The organism is Rhizorhabdus antheiae (genome assembly GCF_049889055.1).
Classification (GTDB): Bacteria; Pseudomonadota; Alphaproteobacteria; order Sphingomonadales; family Sphingomonadaceae; genus Rhizorhabdus.
Genome location: NZ_JBLTWO010000012.1, coordinates 47,232 through 65,719, shown reverse-complemented (window position 1 = coordinate 65,719; position 18,488 = coordinate 47,232). Strand labels below are relative to the sequence as shown.

The 18,488-nt window shown below is 67.0% G+C and carries 16 protein-coding genes; 10 read left to right on the top strand and 6 right to left on the bottom strand.

Annotated elements, in window-relative coordinates:
• Window positions 1-6: 6 nt before the first annotated feature.
• Window positions 7-768 (bottom strand): SDR family NAD(P)-dependent oxidoreductase, encoded by a 762-nt coding sequence (locus ACNI3R_RS18410; protein ID WP_426186040.1) that lies wholly within the window; start codon window positions 766-768, stop codon window positions 7-9.
• A gap of 219 nt (window positions 769-987) precedes the next feature.
• Between ACNI3R_RS18410 and ACNI3R_RS18405 the strand changes: the two genes are divergently transcribed.
• Entirely contained in the window at window positions 988-1,650 is a 663-nt protein-coding gene (locus tag ACNI3R_RS18405; RefSeq protein WP_426186038.1) for a TetR/AcrR family transcriptional regulator, read from the top strand.
• Between the two features lie 2 nt (window positions 1,651-1,652).
• Here the strand turns inward: ACNI3R_RS18405 and ACNI3R_RS18400 are convergent, their stop codons facing one another.
• Window positions 1,653-2,384, bottom strand: coding sequence for a ThuA domain-containing protein (locus ACNI3R_RS18400; RefSeq protein ID WP_426186036.1), 732 nt, complete (start codon window positions 2,382-2,384; stop codon window positions 1,653-1,655).
• Between the two features lie 71 nt (window positions 2,385-2,455).
• Between ACNI3R_RS18400 and ACNI3R_RS18395 the strand changes: the two genes are divergently transcribed.
• From ACNI3R_RS18395 to ACNI3R_RS18385, 3 genes are read left to right on the top strand one after another with little or no spacing between them, the layout of a single operon-like run.
• On the top strand, window positions 2,456-3,661 hold the full coding sequence (locus tag ACNI3R_RS18395) for a CaiB/BaiF CoA transferase family protein (RefSeq protein ID WP_426186034.1): 1,206 nt from the start codon (window positions 2,456-2,458) through the stop codon (window positions 3,659-3,661).
• Window positions 3,658-4,023, top strand: a complete 366-nt coding sequence (locus ACNI3R_RS18390; protein WP_426186032.1) for a Zn-ribbon domain-containing OB-fold protein — start codon at window positions 3,658-3,660, stop codon at window positions 4,021-4,023. Before ACNI3R_RS18395 ends, ACNI3R_RS18390 begins: the two co-directional genes overlap by 4 nt.
• A gap of 1 nt (window position 4,024) precedes the next feature.
• On the top strand, window positions 4,025-5,176 hold the full coding sequence (locus ACNI3R_RS18385; RefSeq protein WP_426186030.1) for a thiolase: 1,152 nt from the start codon (window positions 4,025-4,027) through the stop codon (window positions 5,174-5,176).
• 18 nt (window positions 5,177-5,194) lie between these two features.
• On the opposite strand, the gene ACNI3R_RS18380 is transcribed toward ACNI3R_RS18385, so the two are convergent.
• The 3 genes from ACNI3R_RS18380 to ACNI3R_RS18370 all read right to left on the bottom strand — a co-directional run bounded on the left by ACNI3R_RS18380 (window position 5,195) and on the right by ACNI3R_RS18370 (window position 7,666).
• Window positions 5,195-5,959, bottom strand: a complete 765-nt coding sequence (locus tag ACNI3R_RS18380; protein ID WP_426186028.1) for an enoyl-CoA hydratase/isomerase family protein — start codon at window positions 5,957-5,959, stop codon at window positions 5,195-5,197.
• On the bottom strand, window positions 5,952-6,503 hold the full coding sequence (locus ACNI3R_RS18375; protein ID WP_426186026.1) for a nuclear transport factor 2 family protein: 552 nt from the start codon (window positions 6,501-6,503) through the stop codon (window positions 5,952-5,954). The genes ACNI3R_RS18380 and ACNI3R_RS18375 overlap by 8 nt, the downstream gene beginning before the upstream one ends.
• Before the next feature lie 86 nt (window positions 6,504-6,589).
• The gene (locus ACNI3R_RS18370; RefSeq protein ID WP_426186024.1) at window positions 6,590-7,666 is read right to left on the bottom strand and encodes a YeiH family protein; all 1,077 of its coding nucleotides are present in this window, start codon (window positions 7,664-7,666) and stop codon (window positions 6,590-6,592) included.
• 119 nt (window positions 7,667-7,785) lie between these two features.
• Here ACNI3R_RS18370 and ACNI3R_RS18365 point away from each other — a divergent pair, with 119 nt between their 5' ends.
• Window positions 7,786-9,015 (top strand): MFS transporter, encoded by a 1,230-nt coding sequence (locus ACNI3R_RS18365; RefSeq protein WP_426186022.1) that lies wholly within the window; start codon window positions 7,786-7,788, stop codon window positions 9,013-9,015.
• 374 nt (window positions 9,016-9,389) lie between these two features.
• Here ACNI3R_RS18365 and ACNI3R_RS18360 read toward each other — a convergent pair whose 3' ends face one another.
• Window positions 9,390-11,720, bottom strand: a complete 2,331-nt coding sequence (locus tag ACNI3R_RS18360; protein WP_426186020.1) for a TonB-dependent receptor — start codon at window positions 11,718-11,720, stop codon at window positions 9,390-9,392.
• A gap of 194 nt (window positions 11,721-11,914) precedes the next feature.
• Here ACNI3R_RS18360 and ACNI3R_RS18355 point away from each other — a divergent pair, with 194 nt between their 5' ends.
• From ACNI3R_RS18355 to ACNI3R_RS18335, 5 genes are read left to right on the top strand one after another with little or no spacing between them, the layout of a single operon-like run.
• Complete coding sequence (locus ACNI3R_RS18355; protein WP_426186018.1) at window positions 11,915-13,924, top strand: alpha-glucosidase; 2,010 nt, start codon at window positions 11,915-11,917, stop codon at window positions 13,922-13,924.
• Window positions 13,921-14,934, top strand: coding sequence for a LacI family DNA-binding transcriptional regulator (locus tag ACNI3R_RS18350; protein ID WP_426186016.1), 1,014 nt, complete (start codon window positions 13,921-13,923; stop codon window positions 14,932-14,934). Before ACNI3R_RS18355 ends, ACNI3R_RS18350 begins: the two co-directional genes overlap by 4 nt.
• Complete coding sequence (locus tag ACNI3R_RS18345; protein WP_426186014.1) at window positions 14,931-15,845, top strand: aldo/keto reductase; 915 nt, start codon at window positions 14,931-14,933, stop codon at window positions 15,843-15,845. The genes ACNI3R_RS18350 and ACNI3R_RS18345 overlap by 4 nt, the downstream gene beginning before the upstream one ends.
• 37 nt (window positions 15,846-15,882) lie before the next feature.
• Entirely contained in the window at window positions 15,883-16,968 is a 1,086-nt protein-coding gene (locus ACNI3R_RS18340) for an LLM class flavin-dependent oxidoreductase (RefSeq protein ID WP_426186012.1), read from the top strand.
• Between the two features lie 11 nt (window positions 16,969-16,979).
• Window positions 16,980-18,482: a glycerol-3-phosphate dehydrogenase gene (locus ACNI3R_RS18335; protein WP_426186010.1), complete on the top strand. Its 1,503-nt coding sequence runs from the start codon at window positions 16,980-16,982 to the stop codon at window positions 18,480-18,482.
• The last annotated feature ends 6 nt before the right edge of the window (window positions 18,483-18,488 follow it).

Sequence of the window (18,488 nt, the reverse complement as noted above, 5' to 3'; positions counted from 1 at the left end):
GCGACCTCAGAAATGGGTCCGGTTGGTGAAGGCCCCGTCGACGACGAGGTGCGACCCATTGCACCAGCTCGCCGCCGGGCTCGCCATGAACACGACACAGCGCGCGATCTCCTCGGGCGTGCCGAGGCGGCCGGCCGGATGCTGACGCAGCTGGGACTGGTAGAATTTCTCCATCGTCCCCTTGATCATGTCCCAGTTGCCGCCCTCGAACTCCACCGGGCCGGGCGAGACGACGTTCACGCGGATGCCGTCCTTGCCGTGGAACAGGGCAAGCTGTTTGCCCCAGGTGACGAGCGACGCCTTCATCGCATTATAAGGCTGCGGACCGCCCATCGCCTCGCCGGCAGAGGTGGTTGCGATCAGGACGACCGAACCCGACTTCTGCTCGATCATGCGCGGCAGGACCGCCTCGACCGCGCGGACCGGACCCATCACGTCGACCTCGAACGCATTCTGCCAATATTTCTCGCTACCCAGGCCGCCGCCTGCCGAGGAGATCGGAATGAGGACATCGCAGCCGTCGAGCGCATCGATCGCCCAGGCCAGCCAGTCCTTGTAATCGTCGGCCTTCTTCACGTTGACGGCCTTGCCGACGACGTTGGTGCCATAGCGTTTCAGGCTGGCGACCGCGTCCTTGACGCCGTCCTCGGAGCGCGCGGCGATGGCCAGATCGCAGCCTTCGCGCGCCAGCGTTTCGGCCACCGCCATGCCGATGCCGCGCGCGGCTCCGACGACGATCGCCTTCTTCCCCTGCAAACCGAGATCCACTTTACCTCTCCGATCCTTACGACCCTTCGGCCTCGCCCCTTTCTGCACCGAGGCTCCGCGCCAAGGCAAGATGAAAACATGCATGAATGTTTTTTATTGGGCCCGACACTCTCCCTGCAACATCGTGGCTCGATTATGCTATGGGCCCCTCGACGAGGCTGCTTGACAGCCTGCATCAAAAACAAACATGATTGTTTCTCGAAAAGGATTTTCCGTACGATGGCGTTGGCAGCAGTTCGTTCCGGTTCCCCCGCCCGCCAGCCGCGCGAACGCGGCCAGGGCGGCCAGACCCAGCAGTCGCTGAAGAGCGCCCAGACCCGTGCCCGACTCATCGACGCCACGATCCGCTGCATCGTCAAGGTCGGCTATGCCAACACCACCACCCCGCAGGTAGCGGCCGAAGCGGGCCTGTCGCGCGGCGCGATGCTGCACCATTTCGAGAATGGATCGGCCCTCATCAAGGCGGCGATCGTCGAACTGCACGAGAAGCGCCTGCGCGCCTTCCGTCGTGCGGCGGACACCGAGAATCACGACGTCGAAGCGCTGGTCCGCGCCTATTGGCGCCAGCTTCAGAAGCCGGCCTTCGTCGCCTTCCACGAACTGGCGCTGGCGGCCCGCACCCACCCCGATCTCGCCAAGATCCTGCAGCCGCTGCAGGTCGAGTATCGCGAGCGCTTCAACGCCCAGGCGGTCGCGCTCTTCCCGGAATGGCAGGGCAATCGCGAGCGGTTCGACCTCGCCATGACACTGTCGCAGACCATGCTCGAGGGCATGGCGATCAACCTTGTCACCGGCGCCATGGCCGAGGCGATGGTGGATCCGATGCTCGCTCTGCTCGAAAAGCAGATCCGCTCGATGAACCCCAAGCTCGACAAGGCCTGAGGTCAGCCCGTTTGAGGAAGACCCCAGCGGATGCCGCGGCGGAGCAGTTCGGCGAAGACCGGATAATTCCACGAGCAGCGCTGGGGATGCGGCCAGAAATCCGCGACCGGACGCAGATCATAATGGCCTCGGCAATGACCGAGGGTGAGGTAGAGGATGGACCCGGGACCAACGCGCCGCTCGTACAGCACCGGAACCTCGGCCTCGTCCCATTCCGAATCGCGGAATTCCGGGCAGGAACCGGTGAAGCTGGTGTGCAGCAGCACGTCGATTTCGGCGGTGCGGTGCGTCAGGTACAGCTCGTCCTCGACCCGGAAGTCGCGCAGTCCCTGGGTCAGCGCATGATCGCCGCGCGTCACGAACACCTTGAACGGCGCGATCGGCGGATGCCCTGCGAAGCGCGTGCCGAGCAGCGCGGTGAAGGCCGGCGCGACGTCGGGCGTGTCGACCACCCCGTCGGAGCCGAAGCGCAGCGTCGCATTGGTCCCGTGCAGCGCGAACCAGCGCCCGCCCCGGGCGAGGAACGCCGCCAGGGCCTCGGTCTGCGCCGCATCGGGCAGCACGTCGCAGGTGTAGGTGATCAGCAGGTCGGCCGCCGCAAGGCTCGCCAGGTCGCCATAGTCCGACGCCACCGACGTCCGTATCTCCGGCCGTTCGGCCAGAAGCTTCAGCAACTCCAGCCGTGCAAAGTCGATGTCATGAAATTTGCCAGCCGCGACCAGATGTACCTTCACGATTCCGCTCCCCATACGCACATACGCGTGAGGCTATGCCCGCCGATCGCCCTGACAAGGGGGGGCGTGCGATGAGCGGGCGTCTGAAAGGTCCTCTGGCCGGCGTGCGGGTAATCGACTGCACCAGCGTGCTGATGGGCCCCTATGCGACCCAGATCATGGCCGATCTGGGTGCCGACGTGATCAAGGTCGAGAGCCCCGACGGCGACACGACCCGCTATCTGCCGCCCGGCCCCGACGCGACGCGCGGCGGCATGTTCCTCAACGTCAACCGGGGCAAGCGCAGCCTGTCGCTGAACCTCAAGCAGCCTGAGGCGCGCGCTGCGCTCGTGCGGCTCGTCGAGGGTGCGGATATCTTCGTCCATTCGATGCGGCCCGGCGCGATCAAGCGCCTCGGCCTCGATTATGAATCGCTGCGGGAAGCCAATCCGGGGCTGATCTACGCAAATCTCTACGGCTTCGCCCGCAACGGCCCCTATCGCGACTATCCGGCCTATGACGACATCGTCCAGGCGGCGTCCGGGCTGGTCGATCTGCAGGCGCGGCTGTCGAACGGCGTGCCGACCTATCTGGGCACGGTCGTCGCCGACAAGGTGACCGGCCTGACCGGCCTCTACGCGATGCTCGCCGCGCTCTATGCGCGCGAGAAGACCGGGCGGGGGCAGGAGATCGAGGTGCCGATGTTCGAGACGCTCGTCTCGTTCACGATGATCGAGCATCTGTGCGGTTCGCTGTTCGACCCGCCGCAGGGACCGCCCGAATATCCGCGCGTCACCACCGCGTCGCGCCGGCCGTACAAGACCAGCGACGGCTATGTCGGCGTCATGATCTACAACGACAAGCATTGGCGCAGCTTCTTCCACGCGATCGGCGACCCCGAATGGACCCGCGATCCGATGTTCGCATCGATGCGCAGCCGGACGGAGAATATCGGCACCGTGCTGGCGAAGCTGGCCGACGTGCTGGCGGAGCGGACGACCGCCGAATGGCTGGAGCTGTTCCGTATCGCCGAGGTGCCCGCGATGGCGATCGCGACCACGCAGGACCTGCTGCACGACGAGCATCTCGAAGCCACCGGCTTCTGGCAGGAGCGCGACAGCGAGTTCGGCACGTTGCGCTTCCCCGGCATCCCGACCAGCTTCTCGGAGACGCCCGGCGCGATCGGCGATCCAGGTCCGGCGCTGGGCGCCGACAGCCGCGCCATTCTCGCCGAAGCGGGCTTCGACGATGCCAGCATCGATGCGCTGCTCGAAGGCGCGCGCAAGGTTCCGGCGTGACCGAAGCTGCACCGCAGGCACAGTGGCGCGCCGCGCTGGCCGAAGGGCGGTTCCTGCTCCAGCGCGCGCGCGGCAGCGGGACGATCTTCTTCCCGCCGCGCCTCGCCGAACCGCGCAGCGGCGACAGCGACTGGGAGTGGATCGAGGCGTCGGGGTTCGGCACCGTCCATGCCGTGACGGTGATCCACCCGCGCCCGCCCGAGCCGCCCCGTGCGGTGGTTCTCGTCGATCTCGACGAAGAGGTTCGCCTGATGAGCGAGGTCGAAGGCGTGCCGGCAGAGGAGATCGCCATCGGCCTGCGCGTCCGCGCGCGGATCGGCGAGCGCGACGGCGCCCCCATCCTTCTGTTCGAGGCGGCCTGACATGGCGGGCGACTTTCCGCGCGGCCAGGCGGCGATCGCCGGCATCGCGACCTATGGCATCGGCGAATGCCCCGGTCACACCACCATGGAGATGGCGGCCAAGGCCGGGCTGCTGGCGCTCGCCGACGCCGGCATGCCGCTGTCGCAGGTCGACGGGCTGTTCATCTGCCTGCCCGACGACGTGCTGGCCGGGCTCAGCTTCGCCGAATATCTCGGGCTGTCGCCGCGCTTCACCGATTGCAACCGGACGGGTGGTTCGGCCTTCCTCAGCCATGTCGCGACCGCCGCGACAATGCTGGCGGCCGGATATATCGACACCGCGCTGATCGCCTATGGATCGAACCAGCGCAGCGGCGGCGGCAAGCTGTCGACCCCGGTCGGCAGCAATGTCTGGGAAGCGCCCTATCGCCCGCTCTTTCCCGCTTCCTCCTATGCACTGGCAGCCTCGCGCCATTTCCACGAGTTCGGCACGACGCGGCGCCATCTGGCCGAGGTCGCGGTCGCCGCGCGGGCCTGGGCGAACGGCAATCCGGAGGCCTTCGCCACCGGTCCGCTGACCATCGACGAGGTGCTGGGCGCGCGGATGCTGTCGAGCCCCCTGTCGGTCAAGGACTGCTGCCTCGTCACCGACGGCGCCGCCGCTATCGTCCTGACCCGCACCGACCGGGCGCGCGACGGTGCGAAGCCGCTCGTCCCGGTCCTGGGGGCGGCTGCGGCGACCTGGCACAATGCGATCTCGCAGATGCCCGACCTGACCACGACCGCCGCGAGCGAGTCCGGCGGCCGGGCCTATGCAATGGCGGGGATCGGCCCGTCTGACGTCGATGTCGTCGAACTGTACGACGCGTTCACGATCAACACGATCCTGTTCCTCGAGGATCTCGGCTTCTGCCCAAAGGGCGAAGGCGGGCGTTTCGTCGAAAATGGCGGCATAGCGCCGGGCGGCCATCTGCCGGTGAACACCAATGGCGGCGGCCTGTCCTGCTGTCATCCGGGCATGTACGGACTGTTCACGATCGTCGAAGCGGTGCGGCAGATCCGCGGCGAGGCCGCCAACCAGATCCCCGGCGTCGACATCGCGCTCGCCCATGGCAATGGCGGCACGCTGTCGAGCCAGGCGACCGTCATCCTGGGGTCGGCCGCGACGCTCTAAGCCGGCAGCCGAAGAGCGCTACTTCACCCGCCCCTCGGCATAGGCGCGGATGCCCTCCTGCGTGGCGAGGCCGCCCAGCGTCTCCTCGCCATAAGCGCGGCCGAAGCTCAGACTCTCGGTGATCGGGGCGTCGGCGGCGAAGTCGTGAAGGGCTAGCGCGCGGCGTACCGTGTCGCGGTCGAAGCCTGCGATCGTCTCAGCCAGCTCGATCGCACGCGGCATCAGCCGGTCGCGTTGCACCACCTCCGAGATCAGCCCGAGTTCGAGCGCGCGCGCGGCGCTGATCGGTTCGCCGGTAAGCACGATGTGGAGCGCGGTCGCGCGCGGCACCGCGCGGGCGAGCCGCTGGACCCCGCCGGCAAAAGCGAACAGGCCCCGCTTCACTTCGGCCAGACCGAAGATCGCATGGTCGGCGGCGATCACGATATCGGCGGCCAGCGCGAGTTCGAAGCCGCCCGCGACGACCGCACCATTGGCGGCGACGATCAGCGGCTTGGTCCGGCGACGCTCGGTGATGCCGGCGAAACCCCGGCCGGGGACGAGCCCATGGCCCGGGCCCCGTTCCGCCGCTTCCTTCAGGTCCATGCCTGCGCAGAAGCTACGATCACCCGCCGCCGTCAGCAGCAGCACGCGGATCGCCGGATCGCGCTCGGCGGTATCGACCGCCCGGTCGATCGCGTCGGAGGCCGCGACATCGAGCGCGTTGCTCCGCCGCTCGCGATCGATCGTGATGATCCGGACGGCGCCGCGATCCTCGATGCGGACGTCCGCCTGATCAGCCATGGATCGCAGTCTCCGCCTGAGCCGCCCAGCCGGGGAGCGTCTCTGGGAAATCTGCGGGCATCGGCGTCGCATAGGCGCGGTTGCGATCGGCATGGCCGAGGATGCCGCGATAGTCGTCGGCATCGACATAATAGAGGAAGCTGATGATCCGCTCACCGAAGCGCCAGCCTGCGGCGGTGCGGACGTATCGGTCGCGGTAGCGCAGCGAGGCGACCATCATTCGGCCGTTACGCCACAATTCGGCATGGCCTGACACCCGACCGAAGGCGAGGTCGGGGTCCTCGCCAGAAAAGTCGATCAGCACATCATGCATATAATGGGCGCCCGGCCCCAGCACCGTGAAGCGGTGCCGATACTGCTCCATGATCGCATCGACGCCGCGCGCCTCCATCACCCCGTCCTGCGAAGCGACGCGCGCGTCATCGGCGAACAAAGCAGCGATGGCGGGCAAATCGCGATCATCGATGGTGAAGCAATAAGCGGCGACGAGTCGGCGGATCGCCAGCTCGGATTCGACGCGGTCGAGCCGCTGCTCGGGGGTCATTCGGCACTCTCCACGGCCTGTCGTTCTTCCGACCGACTATGGAGCGTGGGACAGCGAATGCAATGCGGTTGACGGACGGATGCCCGTCAAGCCACCAGCCAGACAGCGAAGCCCAGCGAGGCGAGGAAGCTGACCAGGGTTGCACCGATGACGGGCGCGACCGCCTTCCAGCCCAGTTCCATCAGCAGGTCCATGCGCGAGCGCATCGCCGTAGCGGTGACCGCCAGCAGGAGCAGCCCCTTCGAGGCACTGAGCGCACTGTCCTTCACCGGTGCGGGGATCGGGAACAGGCTGTTGATCGTCACGACGACGAGGAAGGCGGTGATGAACCAGGGGAGCGCGATCCGGCGCCAGACCGGGCGTCCCGCGTCGCCGCCGACGCTGCCGAGCCACAGGCTGGCGAGCGCAACGACGGGCGCGAGAAGCGCGACCCGCGACAGTTTGACGATCGTGGCATAGCTGCCGGCCGGGTCCGAAAAAGCATAGCCGCCGCCGATCGCCTGGGCGACGTCGTGGATCGATGCCCCGATCAGGAAGCCCGCCTGCTGGTCGTTGAGCCCCAGTTCGGCTGCCAGCACCGGATAGATCGACATCGCGAACGCGCTGGCGAGCGAGACGCCGACAAGGGTCAGCGCGAACTGCGCCTGGCTGAGCCGCTCCTTGCCGATCACGCCGTAGAGCGCGAGCGCCGCGCTGGCCCCACAGATGGCGGTTGCCCCTCCGGCGAGGATGCCGGCATAGCGCCCCTGCCCCGATCCGCGGGCAAAAATCAGGCCGGCGCCGAAGGTCAGCAGCATGACGATGACCAGCGCGGCGAAGGGGGTGGCGCCCAGCGCCTGGATCTGGGCGAAGGTGACTTGCAGACCCAGCACGACGATGCCGGCGCGCAGGCAGGTCCGTGAGGCGAAGTCGAGTCCCCTGGTCGTGCGCGGGTCACGGGTGACGAAGTTCAGCGACAGACCGATCAGCAGACCGAGCAGGATGATCGGGAAACCATAATGGTCCGACAGCCACGCTGCGGCGGCTGAGCCGACCCCACAGATCATCAGACCGGGGACGAGGCTGTCCCGCTCGGGCGGCGGAGCCTTGGCGGTTTCGGCAAGATGGAGTTCGCCGAACAGGTCGCCACCATGCGGCGTCGCATCCCAGTCTATTCCGTTCATGCCGCTCCTGCCCATTTTTCTGTCTTACGGTGTCATATAACATTTCCCTTATCGCGGCGACGCGCTACTCTGCAAGCCTGCAAACCGCTGCGTGACGGCGGAAGGATTGGAGGGATGTGGTGAGCCAGGGCAACGGTGGACAGACGGTCGCGCGTGGAACGATAGGACTCCTCATCGCGCTGCTCTTCCTCGGCAACGCCCTCAACTATGTCGACCGGCAGGTGCTCGCCCTCCTCAAACCAACGCTGGAAGCCGAATTCGGCTGGAGCGACGCCGACTATGCCCATCTCGGATCCTCCTTCCAGATCGCGGCGGCCGGCGCACTGCTCGCGGTCGGCTGGTTCGTCGACCGGCTCGGCGTGCGCATGGCCTATGGCATCGCCGTCGTCGTGTGGAGCGCCGCCGGCATGGCCCATGCGCTGGCGATGACCGTCCAACAATTCGTCACTGCCCGCATTGTCCTGGCGGTAGGCGAGTCGGTCAGCACCCCCGCCGGCCTCAAGGCGGCGGCGATCTACATGCCGCCGCGCCAGCGCAACATCGCCATCGGCTTGATCAACACCGCGCCCAATATCGGGGCGATCCTGACCCCGCTGCTGATCCCGCCGCTGGCGCTGGCCTTTGGCTGGAAAGCCGCCTTCGTCCTGACAGGCGCGCTGGGTTTCCTGTGGCTGATCGGGTGGATCTTCGGCACGCGCAAGCTCGTCCCCGTCGGCAACATACCCGAGCGCGCGCCGGTGAAATGGGGCGACCTCCTCAGCGACCGGCGCAGCTGGACGGTGGTGGGAGCCAAGGCCTTCACCGATTGCGTCTGGTGGTTCGTGCTGTTCTGGATGCCCGACTTCTTCTCGCGCCAGTTCGGCATGGCGCAGGGCGACCTGGGCGGCCCGATCGCCGTCATCTTCGCCATGGCGGCGCTGGGCGCGATCAGCTCGGGCGCCTTCTATCCGCTGCTGCTGGGTCGCGGCTTCTCGGTCAATGCAGCGCGCAAGACCTCGATGCTGTTCTTCGCGCTCGTCGTGCTCGCCATGCCGCTGGCGCTGATGGCACAGAACCCATGGATCGCGGCACTCCTGATCGGCTGCGGTCTGTTCGCGCATCAGGGCTTCTCGACCAACATCTTCGGCATGACCGCCGACATCGTCCCCGGCGTGCGCGTCGCCAGCGTCGTCGCACTGGGGGCAGTCGCCGGCAATTTGTCGGGCACCGCGATCATCGAACTCGCGGGCTGGTCGCTCGACAATGGCCATGGCTATTGGCCGATGTTCGCGATTTGCGGCGGCGCCTATCTGGCCGCGTTGCTGTTCATCCAGCTGATGCAGCCCAAGCTGGAACTCGCGCAGGCCTGATCGCAACGGGCTTGATCCCGCCGCACCGGTGCCGGATCGGTCCAAGGCGGGCAGCCGAGGTTCGCCCGCACCACTCCGAGCATGAACAGCGACCGGCGAGCATAGTCGGTGCGAAGCGCCGCTCCGCGGCCCAGGCTCCTACCAGCAAAGCACCCTGGAATTGTCGCTCGGACAGGCCGTTGGCTCACGCCAGCCGCCGCCGGACGGGCGCGGCAGAGCGAGAAGGCACTGACGCAACAAGGCTCAGCGCGAGCAAGCAGTCAGGTTGGGCTCGGGGCTCAGGGCTCGAGCTTCCCTCGACCTTCGGTGCCCAGCCATAAAAAAGGGGCCCCCGGCAGAACCGGAGGCCCCAGTAGGAGATAACTGGAAAAGACTTAGAAGTTCGCGGTGCCGGTCAGGCCCCAGTAGCGATCGGCGTCGCGCGGGATCTGGTAGCGATAGGAACCGCCCGGACCGCCGCTCTGGATCGCGGCGATGTAGGACTTGTCGAACAGGTTGCGCACCTGGAAGGTCAGGCGATAGCGATCATCGGCGTCGCCGACGCCCAGCTTGACGTTGACCAGACCGTAGGACGGGATCGTGCCGAGCCGGGTCTGCACGACGTTGGGCGTGAAGATCGACAACTGCTTGGTCTGGTAATTGCCCTGGGCGCCGAAGAAGACGTCGAACGCGCCACCGGTCCGCCAGCGATAGTCGGCCGAGAGCGACCCCTTCCACTTGGGCGCATAGGCCAGCGAGGAGCCAGCCGGGATGACCGCAGTGGCTGCGGCGCCGGGTGCGACGCGGAAGCGGTCGACCTTGGCATCGGTATAGGCGATGCCGCCGCTGATCGTCAGGTCGTCGACCGGGAACCAGTTGAGGTCGGCTTCGAAGCCGCGGGTCGAGACGGTGCCCGCATTGGTGAAGCGGGTGACCACGACGCCCGCGACGAGATCCGGGTTGTTCGCCTGGAAATTCTTGTACTTGGCGTAGAAGCCCGCGATGTTCAGGGTCATGCGGCCGTTGAACAGCGTGTTCTTCAGGCCCGCCTCGAACGCGTCCGAGGTTTCCGGCGCGATCGAATTGGTGCCGGTCGCCGTCAGGTTGAAGAAGACGTTGTAGGCCGGGCCCTTGTAGCCGCGCGTGTAGCTGCCATAGGCCATGATGCGGCGGCTGATGTCGTACTGGACCGAGGCCTTGCCCGACAGATCGTCATTGTCGGTCTTGGCGCGGAAGACGGTCGCGGGCTGGCCGGTGCCGGTCGCCGTCGTCGGGAAGCTCGGCTGGATGCCGGGGCCGGTCAGCGTCGTGTTGCGGCTGTGGAAGACCTTCAGCTTGTCATAGCTGTAGCGCAGGCCACCGACGAGGCGCAGGTCCTCGCTGATGTTCCAGGTCGCCTGACCGAAGGCGGCATAGTTGAGGAAGGTCGAACCGAAGTCGGCCACGCCGGTCGGGAAGGTCGACGGATTGGCGTTTGCGCTGCCGCAGGGGATCAGCACGTTGGTCGGAGCGCCGGCCGCCGCCGTACAGACGATGTCGTCGCGGCGGAAGATGCGGCGCGACTTGGCGTTCGAGTAGAAGGTGCCGAGCACATAGCTGACCGTCTGATCGGTCGGCGAGGCAAGGCGGAACTCCTGGGTGAAGGTGTGGCTCGTCTGCGGGCCCGAGTCGTGCAGCTGGTTGAAGCCGACATAGGCACGGTCGAGCCAGTCGCCGTCGCGGATCTCGGTATTGTCCCAGCTGCGATAGGCGGTGATACTCGTCAGCGTGTGCGTGCCGATTTCGAGGTCGACCTGCCCCGAGACGCCCCAGCCTTCTTCCTTGGTGCTGGTCACGAGATCCTGCCGGATCTCCCGCGTCTTGGAGCCGCGCGGCGTCGGCAGGGCGTTGAAGGCAAGGCTGGTCGTCGCGACACCGGCACCGGTCAGCGCACCCGTGCCGATGACCTCGGCGCAGCAATCATCGTCATTCTTGTAATAGTCGGCCGCGATATAGATGCGCAGTGCGTCCGACGGATTGTACAGGACCTGCCCGCGCACGCCGCGATGCTTGTAGCCATTGACGTGATCGCCGGTCGTCAGGTTGCGGATGTTGCCGTCATATTCGCCATAGAAACCGGTGAAGCGTGCGGCGAGATCCTCGCCCAGCGGCACGTTGACCGAACCCTTGAGGCGATATTCCTGGCGATCGAAATAGCTGGCGTCGACCGTGCCGGAAAACTCGTTCTTCGGCATCTGGGTCGTGATGTTGATGACGCCGGCCGATGCATTCTTGCCGAACAGCGTGCCCTGCGGGCCGCGCAGCACTTCCATCTGGGCAACGTCGACGAGATCGTTGAAGGCCTCGCCCGAGCGGGCATAGACGACGCCGTCGACCACGGTCGACACCGAGGGTTCACCGGCGATCGAGAAGGTGGCGGTACCGACGCCGCGCAGGAAGATCGTCTGGTTGAGCGTCGTGCCCGACTTCAGGAAGTTGAGCGAAGGCACCAGCTGCGCCGCGCTTTCGATGCTCGGGCGCGCGGTGGTGGCGAGCGCCTGGCCCGACAGGACCGAGACGGCCACGGGCACGCTCTGGAGATTTTCGGAGCGCTTCTGCGCGGTGACCACGATCTCGGCGACCGACTCCTCGGCTTCGGCCGGTGTCTGGGCGAAGGCCGGTGCGGCATAGCCAATGGAAATGGCCGCCAAAGCCATGGCGGACGAGGCACGGAGCAACGATTTCACGGGTTTTCCTCCCCTTTTAGTCCGGGACTTTGCGCCCCGCTGCGAACGTTTCTGGAGCGGCTCACCTGTTTGGCATCACCGCTTGCGGCCCTTGTGTTGCGGCGGAAGCGACGATATGTCAAGCGGTGTCACACGAGACGGGCCATGGTGCGGCAATTCTGCAACAAGGCCCGCGACCAGAGGATATACGCGTCTTGAAGCTCGAATTCGTCTCGAATTCCGATGGTTTCGACCTCCTGATCGGGGGTCGCACCCTGTTGTCGCACCGCTGCGACTGTCCAGCGCTTGCCATGGCGCAGGGCAATCCCGCGATCGAGATGTATCGCGGCAATTTCCGGATCGAGGATGCGCCCGCGCAAAAGGTCGCGCCGGCCGACTTCGAGCTGACCGATCAGCACGTGACGCTGCTCGACGGCGGCAAGGCCGTGGCTACTCTCGCGATCGAAGGCCATCGACTGAACGTGGCGGCCTTATTGCCTGGCTATGACCGCCTGACGCTGTCGCTCTTCGCAGATCCCGAGGAGTGCGTCTGGGGCGGCGGCGAGCAGATGAGCTATGTCGCGCTCAACGGGCGCCGCTTCCCGATCTGGACCAGCGAGCCCGGCGTCGGTCGCGACAAGAGCACCGAACTGACCCGCATCATGGACGAGCAGGGCATGGCGGGCGGCGATTACTGGAACAGCAACTACCCGCAGCCGACCTTCCTGACCTCGCGCTGGATCGCCACCCATCTCGACGAGAGCTGTTACAGCGTGCTCGATTTCAGCGACCCGGCCTTTCACCGCGTCGAAATCTGGAAAGACAGCGCCGCACTCGAATTCTTCGCGGCCGACGGCCCGGTCGAACTGGTCGGACTGCTGTCCGAGCGTTTCGGCCGCCAGCCACCGCTGCCCGACTGGGCGATCGGCGGCGCGATCCTTGGCCTCAAGTCGGGTGCGAGCAGCTTCGACCGGATGGAGCGGTTCATCGAGGCGGGCACGGCGGTTTCGGGCCTGTGGTGCGAGGACTGGGCCGGCATTCGCGAGACCAGCTTCGGTCGAAGGCTGTTCTGGGACTGGCATGTCGCCGAGCGCAGCGCTGAGCGCTATCCCGGCCTCGAACAGCGCATCGCCGGATTGAAGGCGCGCGGCATCCGCTTCCTCGCCTATGCCAACCCCTATCTGGCGGTGGACGGCGAACTTTATGCCGAGGCGGCGGCGGGCGGCCATTTCGCACTGCGCCTCGACCGCGACGAGCCCTATCTGGTCGACTTCGGCGAGTTCGACTGCGGCGTGGTCGACTTCACCCGCGCCGAGAGCCGCGCCTGGTTCGCCGAGCGGGTGTTGGGCGAGGAGATGCTCGATAAGGGTATCGACGGCTGGATGGCCGATTTCGGTGAATATCTGCCCGTCGACCTTCGCCTGGCCGACGGATCGGACCCGATGGAGGCGCATAATCTCTGGCCGGTACTGTGGGCCGAGGTCAACGCCATGGCGCTCGCCTCGCGCGGTCGCACCGGCGACGCGCTGTTCTTCATGCGCGCCGGCTTCTCGGGTGTGCAGCGTCATTGTCCGCTGCTCTGGGCAGGCGACCAGTCGGTCGACTTCACCCGCCATGACGGGATCGGGACGGTGCTGGCCGGGGCGCTTTCCTCGGGCCTCGTCGGCAACGCCTACAGCCATTCGGATTGCGGCGGCTACACCTCGCTCCATGGCAATATCCGGACGCGCGAACTGCTCGAGCGCTGGTGCGAACTGGCAGCCTTCGCCCCCATCATGCGCAGCCATGAGGGCAACCGGCCCGACGACAATCTGCAATATGACAGCGATGCGGAACTGATGGCCTGCTTCGCGCGGTGGAGCCGGGTCCATGCCCATCTGGCACCCTATGTCCGCACGCTGTGCGACGAAGCCGTCGCCACCGGCCTGCCCGCCCAGCGCCCGCTGTTTCTTCACCATCCCGACCAGCGCGACTTGTGGACCGTGCAGGACCAGTTCCTCTACGGTGCCGACCTGCTGGTGGCCCCCGTGATCGAAGAAGGCGCCACGTCGCGCCACGTCGTCCTGCCCGGCTCTTCGCCCTGGCGGTCGGTGTGGAGCGGCGAGGATCTTCAGCCGGGGCTCCACAGGGTGGACGCGCCGATCGGCCGGCCACCGGTCTTCTATCGGCCCGACAGCGCATTTGGGGGGCTGTTCGCGGCCTTGCCGGGGGTGTTGCAGGGGTGAGCGAAAGATCGAACATCAGGGATGTCGCGGCGCGTGCGGGGGTGGCGGTCAAGACCGTCAGCCGGGTACTCAACGACCATCCTTATGTCAGCGCGGAAACCAGGGCGCGCGTGCAGCTGGCGATGCGCGAGCTCGATTTCCGGCCGAGCATCGCCGCGCGCATCCTGTCGGGCGCCAAGTCGAACCAGATCGCGCTGATCTACGACAATCACAGCCCCTACTATATGTTCCAGATCCAGAATGGCTGCTGGTCGCGCTGCCAGGCCGACGGCATCCGCCTGCTCGCCCAGCCGGTCGACGTCGCAGCACCCAATGTCGGCGATCAGGTGCGCGGGCTCGTCACCGAAACCCATGTCGACGGGATCATCCTGTCGTCGCCGGTCACCGACTGCGATGAGGTGCTGCGCGCGCTGGAGGCGATGGACATACCCTTCGTCCGCATCTCGCCGGGCACCAACCATGCGCTGACGAGCTCGGTCTATATGGACGACGCGCAGGCCGCCGACGACATGACGACCCATCTCGTCAACATGGGGCATCGGCGGATCGGCTTCATCAAGGGCCATCCCAACCACATGGCATCGGACGACCGCCTGTTCGGCTATCGCCGCGCGCTCGACCGGGCGGGCATATCCTATGAGCCGCAGCTGGTGGCGAGCGGGGAGTTCGACTTCGACAGCGGCGTGACGGCCGGTGCCGCCTTTCTCGACATGGCCGAGCCGCCGACCGCGATCTTCGCCTCCAACGACGACATGGCGGCGGGCGTGCTCGCGGTCGCGCACGACCGGGGCCTCGATCTGCCCGGCGACCTGTCGGTGGCCGGCTTCGACGACACCACGCTGGCGCGCACCGTCTGGCCGCCGCTCACCACCATCCACCAGCCGATGTTCGACCTGGCGCACACCGCCACGGAGATCCTCATCGCGGGGGGCGACATCGCCCACCGCCGTCTTCCCCACCAACTGATCGAGCGCGGCTCCGTCGCGCCGCCACGCAGGACATGTTCATGAGTCTTCTTCCCCAGCCGCCGGCCACCCGCACCCTGGGCGCCAGCGGCATCGAGATTTCCTCCATTGCCTGGGGCATGTGGCGCCTCGCCGAGGACGGCCGCACCGTGTCGGAAGCCGCGCGCCTGGTCCATGCCGCGCTCGACGCCGGCATCACCCTGCTGGACACGGCCGACATCTATGGATTCGACGGCACCCATGGCTTCGGTGATGCCGAGGCGATGCTGGGCGAGGTGCTGGCCGCCGAACCGGCGCTGCGCGACCGCATGGTGCTGGCGACCAAGGGCGGCATCCGCCCGCCTTTGCCCTATGACCAGAGCAAGGCCTATCTGGCCGAAGCGATCGACGCCTCGCTGCGCCGCCTGAAGGTCGACGGCGTCGAGCTGTGGCAGGTCCACCGCCCCGACATCCTCGCCCATCCGCAGGAAGTCGCCCGCGCGCTCGACGATGCCGTCGCCGCCGGCAAGATCCGCACCATCGGCGTGTCCAACTTCACCATCCACCAGACCGCAGCGCTGCAGCAGTTCCTGGGCAACAAGCTGGTGACGACCCAGCCCGAGATCAGCCCGCTGCGCATCACCTGCTTCGAAAATGGCGAACTGGACCAGGCGATGATGCTCGGCCTCGTGCCGATGGCCTGGTCGCCGCTCGGCGGCGGTCGCCTGGCCAACCCCGAAACGCAGCGCGACAAGGCGGTGGTCGAGGCGCTGGCCAAGGTGGCGACCGAGCAGGGCGTGTCGCTGACGGTGGCGGCTTATGCCTGGCTGATGGCGCATCCGGCGGGCATCGTCCCGATCATTGGGTCGCAGCAGCCCGAGCGGATCGCCGAGGGCTCGAAGGCCCGCGACGTCCGCTGGTCGCGCGAGGACTGGTATGCGGTGCTGGTGGCCGCACGCGGAGAAAGGCTGCCCTGAGCAGCCGGTTGTTCAAGGATAGGCCCGGGAGGCGAAGATGACGCAGCAATGCGAAGTGGCGTGGTTCTCCGCGCTGTGTGACGACGATTATGAATTTCTTGGCGTGCCCGACAGCCGGCTGCAGTCGAGCTGGGAGCATTGCCGCAACATCGTGCTGCAGGCCGAGAAGGGCGGATTCGACAATATCCTGCTCCCCTCGGGCTACCAGCTCGGCCTCGACACCACCGCCTTCGCGGCGGCGGTCGCAACGCAGGTGCGCCGCATCAAGCTGCTCTGGGCCACCCGCATCGGCGAGGACTGGCCGCCGCAGCTGGCGCGCCGCATCGCCACGCTCGACCGCATCCTGGGCCCCAATGCCGCCGGCACCGGCGGGCGGCTGAACGTCAACATCATCTCGTCCGACATGCCGGGCGAGGCGCTGCCGGGCAAGGCGCGCTATGCCCGTGCGACCGAGGTGATGAAGATCGTCCGCACGCTGCTCGACGGGCAGTCGCTCGACCATGAGGGCGAGTTCTACAAGCTCAAGCTCGACCCGCCGCGCATCTCGACCATCTCGGGCAGTTGCCCCGCCTTCTATTTCGGCGGCCTGTCCGAAGATGCCCGCGAATGTGCCGCCGAGGGCTGCGACGTCTATCTGATGTGGCCCGACACGATGGACAAGGTCCGCGAGACGATCGCCGACATGAAGAGCCGCGCCGCGCGCTTCGGCCGTGAGCTGAAGTTCGGCTACCGCGTCCATGTCGTCGTGCGCGACACCGAAGAAGAGGCCCGCGCCGCCGCCGACCGGCTGCTGTCCAAGCTCGACGACGAGATCGGCCGCGCGATCCGCGAGAAGTCGCTCGACGCCAAGAATGTCGGCGTGCAGCGCCAGGCCGAACTGCGCAGCGCAGCCGGCGGCGACGGCTTCGTCGAGGACAATCTGTGGACCGGCATCGGCCGCGCCCGCTCGGGCTGCGGTGCAGCGATCGTCGGCAATCCAGACCAGGTGCTGGCGAAGCTGCGCGCCTATCAGGCCGAAGGCATCGAGGCCTTCATCCTGTCCGGCTATCCGCACGCGGCCGAAGCCGATCTCTTCTCCCGCCACGTGCTGCCGCATCTGCAGCATGGCCCGCTCGAAGGCTGAACGGAGACGGCATGACGACGCCCCGGACGAACCAGGACCGGCTGTTCGACGTCGCCGTTATCGGCGGCGGCGTCAATGGCTGCGGCATAGCGCGCGACGCGGCCGGGCGCGGGGCGTCGGTCCTGCTGCTCGAACAGGGCGACCTTGCCCAGGGGACGTCGTCGGCCTCGACCAAGCTGATCCATGGCGGGCTGCGCTATCTCGAACATTATGAGTTCGGGCTGGTGCGGGAATCGCTCAGCGAGCGCGAACGTCTCTGGGCGATCGCCCCGCACATCATCTGGCCGATGCGCTTCGTCCTGCCGCATGTGCGGGGGCTGCGCCCGCGCTGGCTGCTGCGGCTCGGATTGTTTCTCTACGATCATATCGGCGGGCGGAAGAAGCTGCCGGCAACCGAGTCGATCGACCTGCGCGGCCATCCGGCCGGCGGTCCGCTCAAGCCTGAATATGCCAAGGCCTTCGTCTATTCGGACTGCTGGGTCGACGATGCGCGCCTGGTGGCGCTCAACGCCCGCGACGCCGCCGACCGGGGCGCCGAGGTCCGCACCCGCACCGAGGTGCTGGCACTAGAACGGGCGGGAGACGAATGGGCGATCCGGACCTCGGCCGGCGCGTTCAGGGCTAAGACCGTCGTCAATGCGGCGGGACCGTCGGTCCTCTCGCTGCTCGGCCGGGCAAAAGAACAGAGCGGCCGGCGGATGCGGCTCGTCCGGGGCTCGCACATCGTCGTGCCCGCGCTGTTCGACCACCCCTATAGCTATTTCTTCCAGCTGCCCGACGGGCGCATCTTCTTCGCCATTCCCTATGAGCAGGACTTCACGCTGATCGGGACCACCGACCGCGACCATGAAGGCAGCCTCGCCGAGGTGCGCGCGAGCGAGGAGGAAATCGCCTATTTGTGCGAGGGCGCGAGCCGCTATTTCCGCAAGGCCATCCGGCCCGAGGACGTGGTCTGGACCTATTCGGGCGTGCGTCCGCTGATCGACGACGGATCGGGCAAGCCCGAGGCAGCGACACGCGGCTACAGCCTCGAACTGTCGCCCGAGGCCGAGGGGCCTGCCTTGCTGTCGGTCTTCGGCGGCAAGATCACCACCTATCGCCACCTCGCCCGCGAGGCGATCGAGGCGCTGGCCGAGCGCCTGCCCGTACTGCGCGAGCCGTTCGAGAGCGACCAGCACCCCCTGCCCGGCGGTGACTTCCCGGTCGAGGGCGTCGAGGCGTTGCGCGCAGAGATCGCCAAGCGCTATCCCTTCCTCGACGCTGGCACAATTCAGCGGCTGGTCCGCAGCTATGGCCGGCTGACGCTGGAGATCTTTGCCAACGCCCAATCGCTCGATGCCTGCGGCCGCCATTTCGGCCATGGCCTGACCGAGGCCGAAGTCCGCTATCTGGTCGAGCGCGAATGGGCGCGGATCGCCGAGGACATCCTCTGGCGGCGCGGCAAGCTGGGCCTGCGCCTCGACGCGGCGCAACGCGCGGCACTGGAAGAGTTTCTCGCCGGCATGGCGAAATAGGACGGA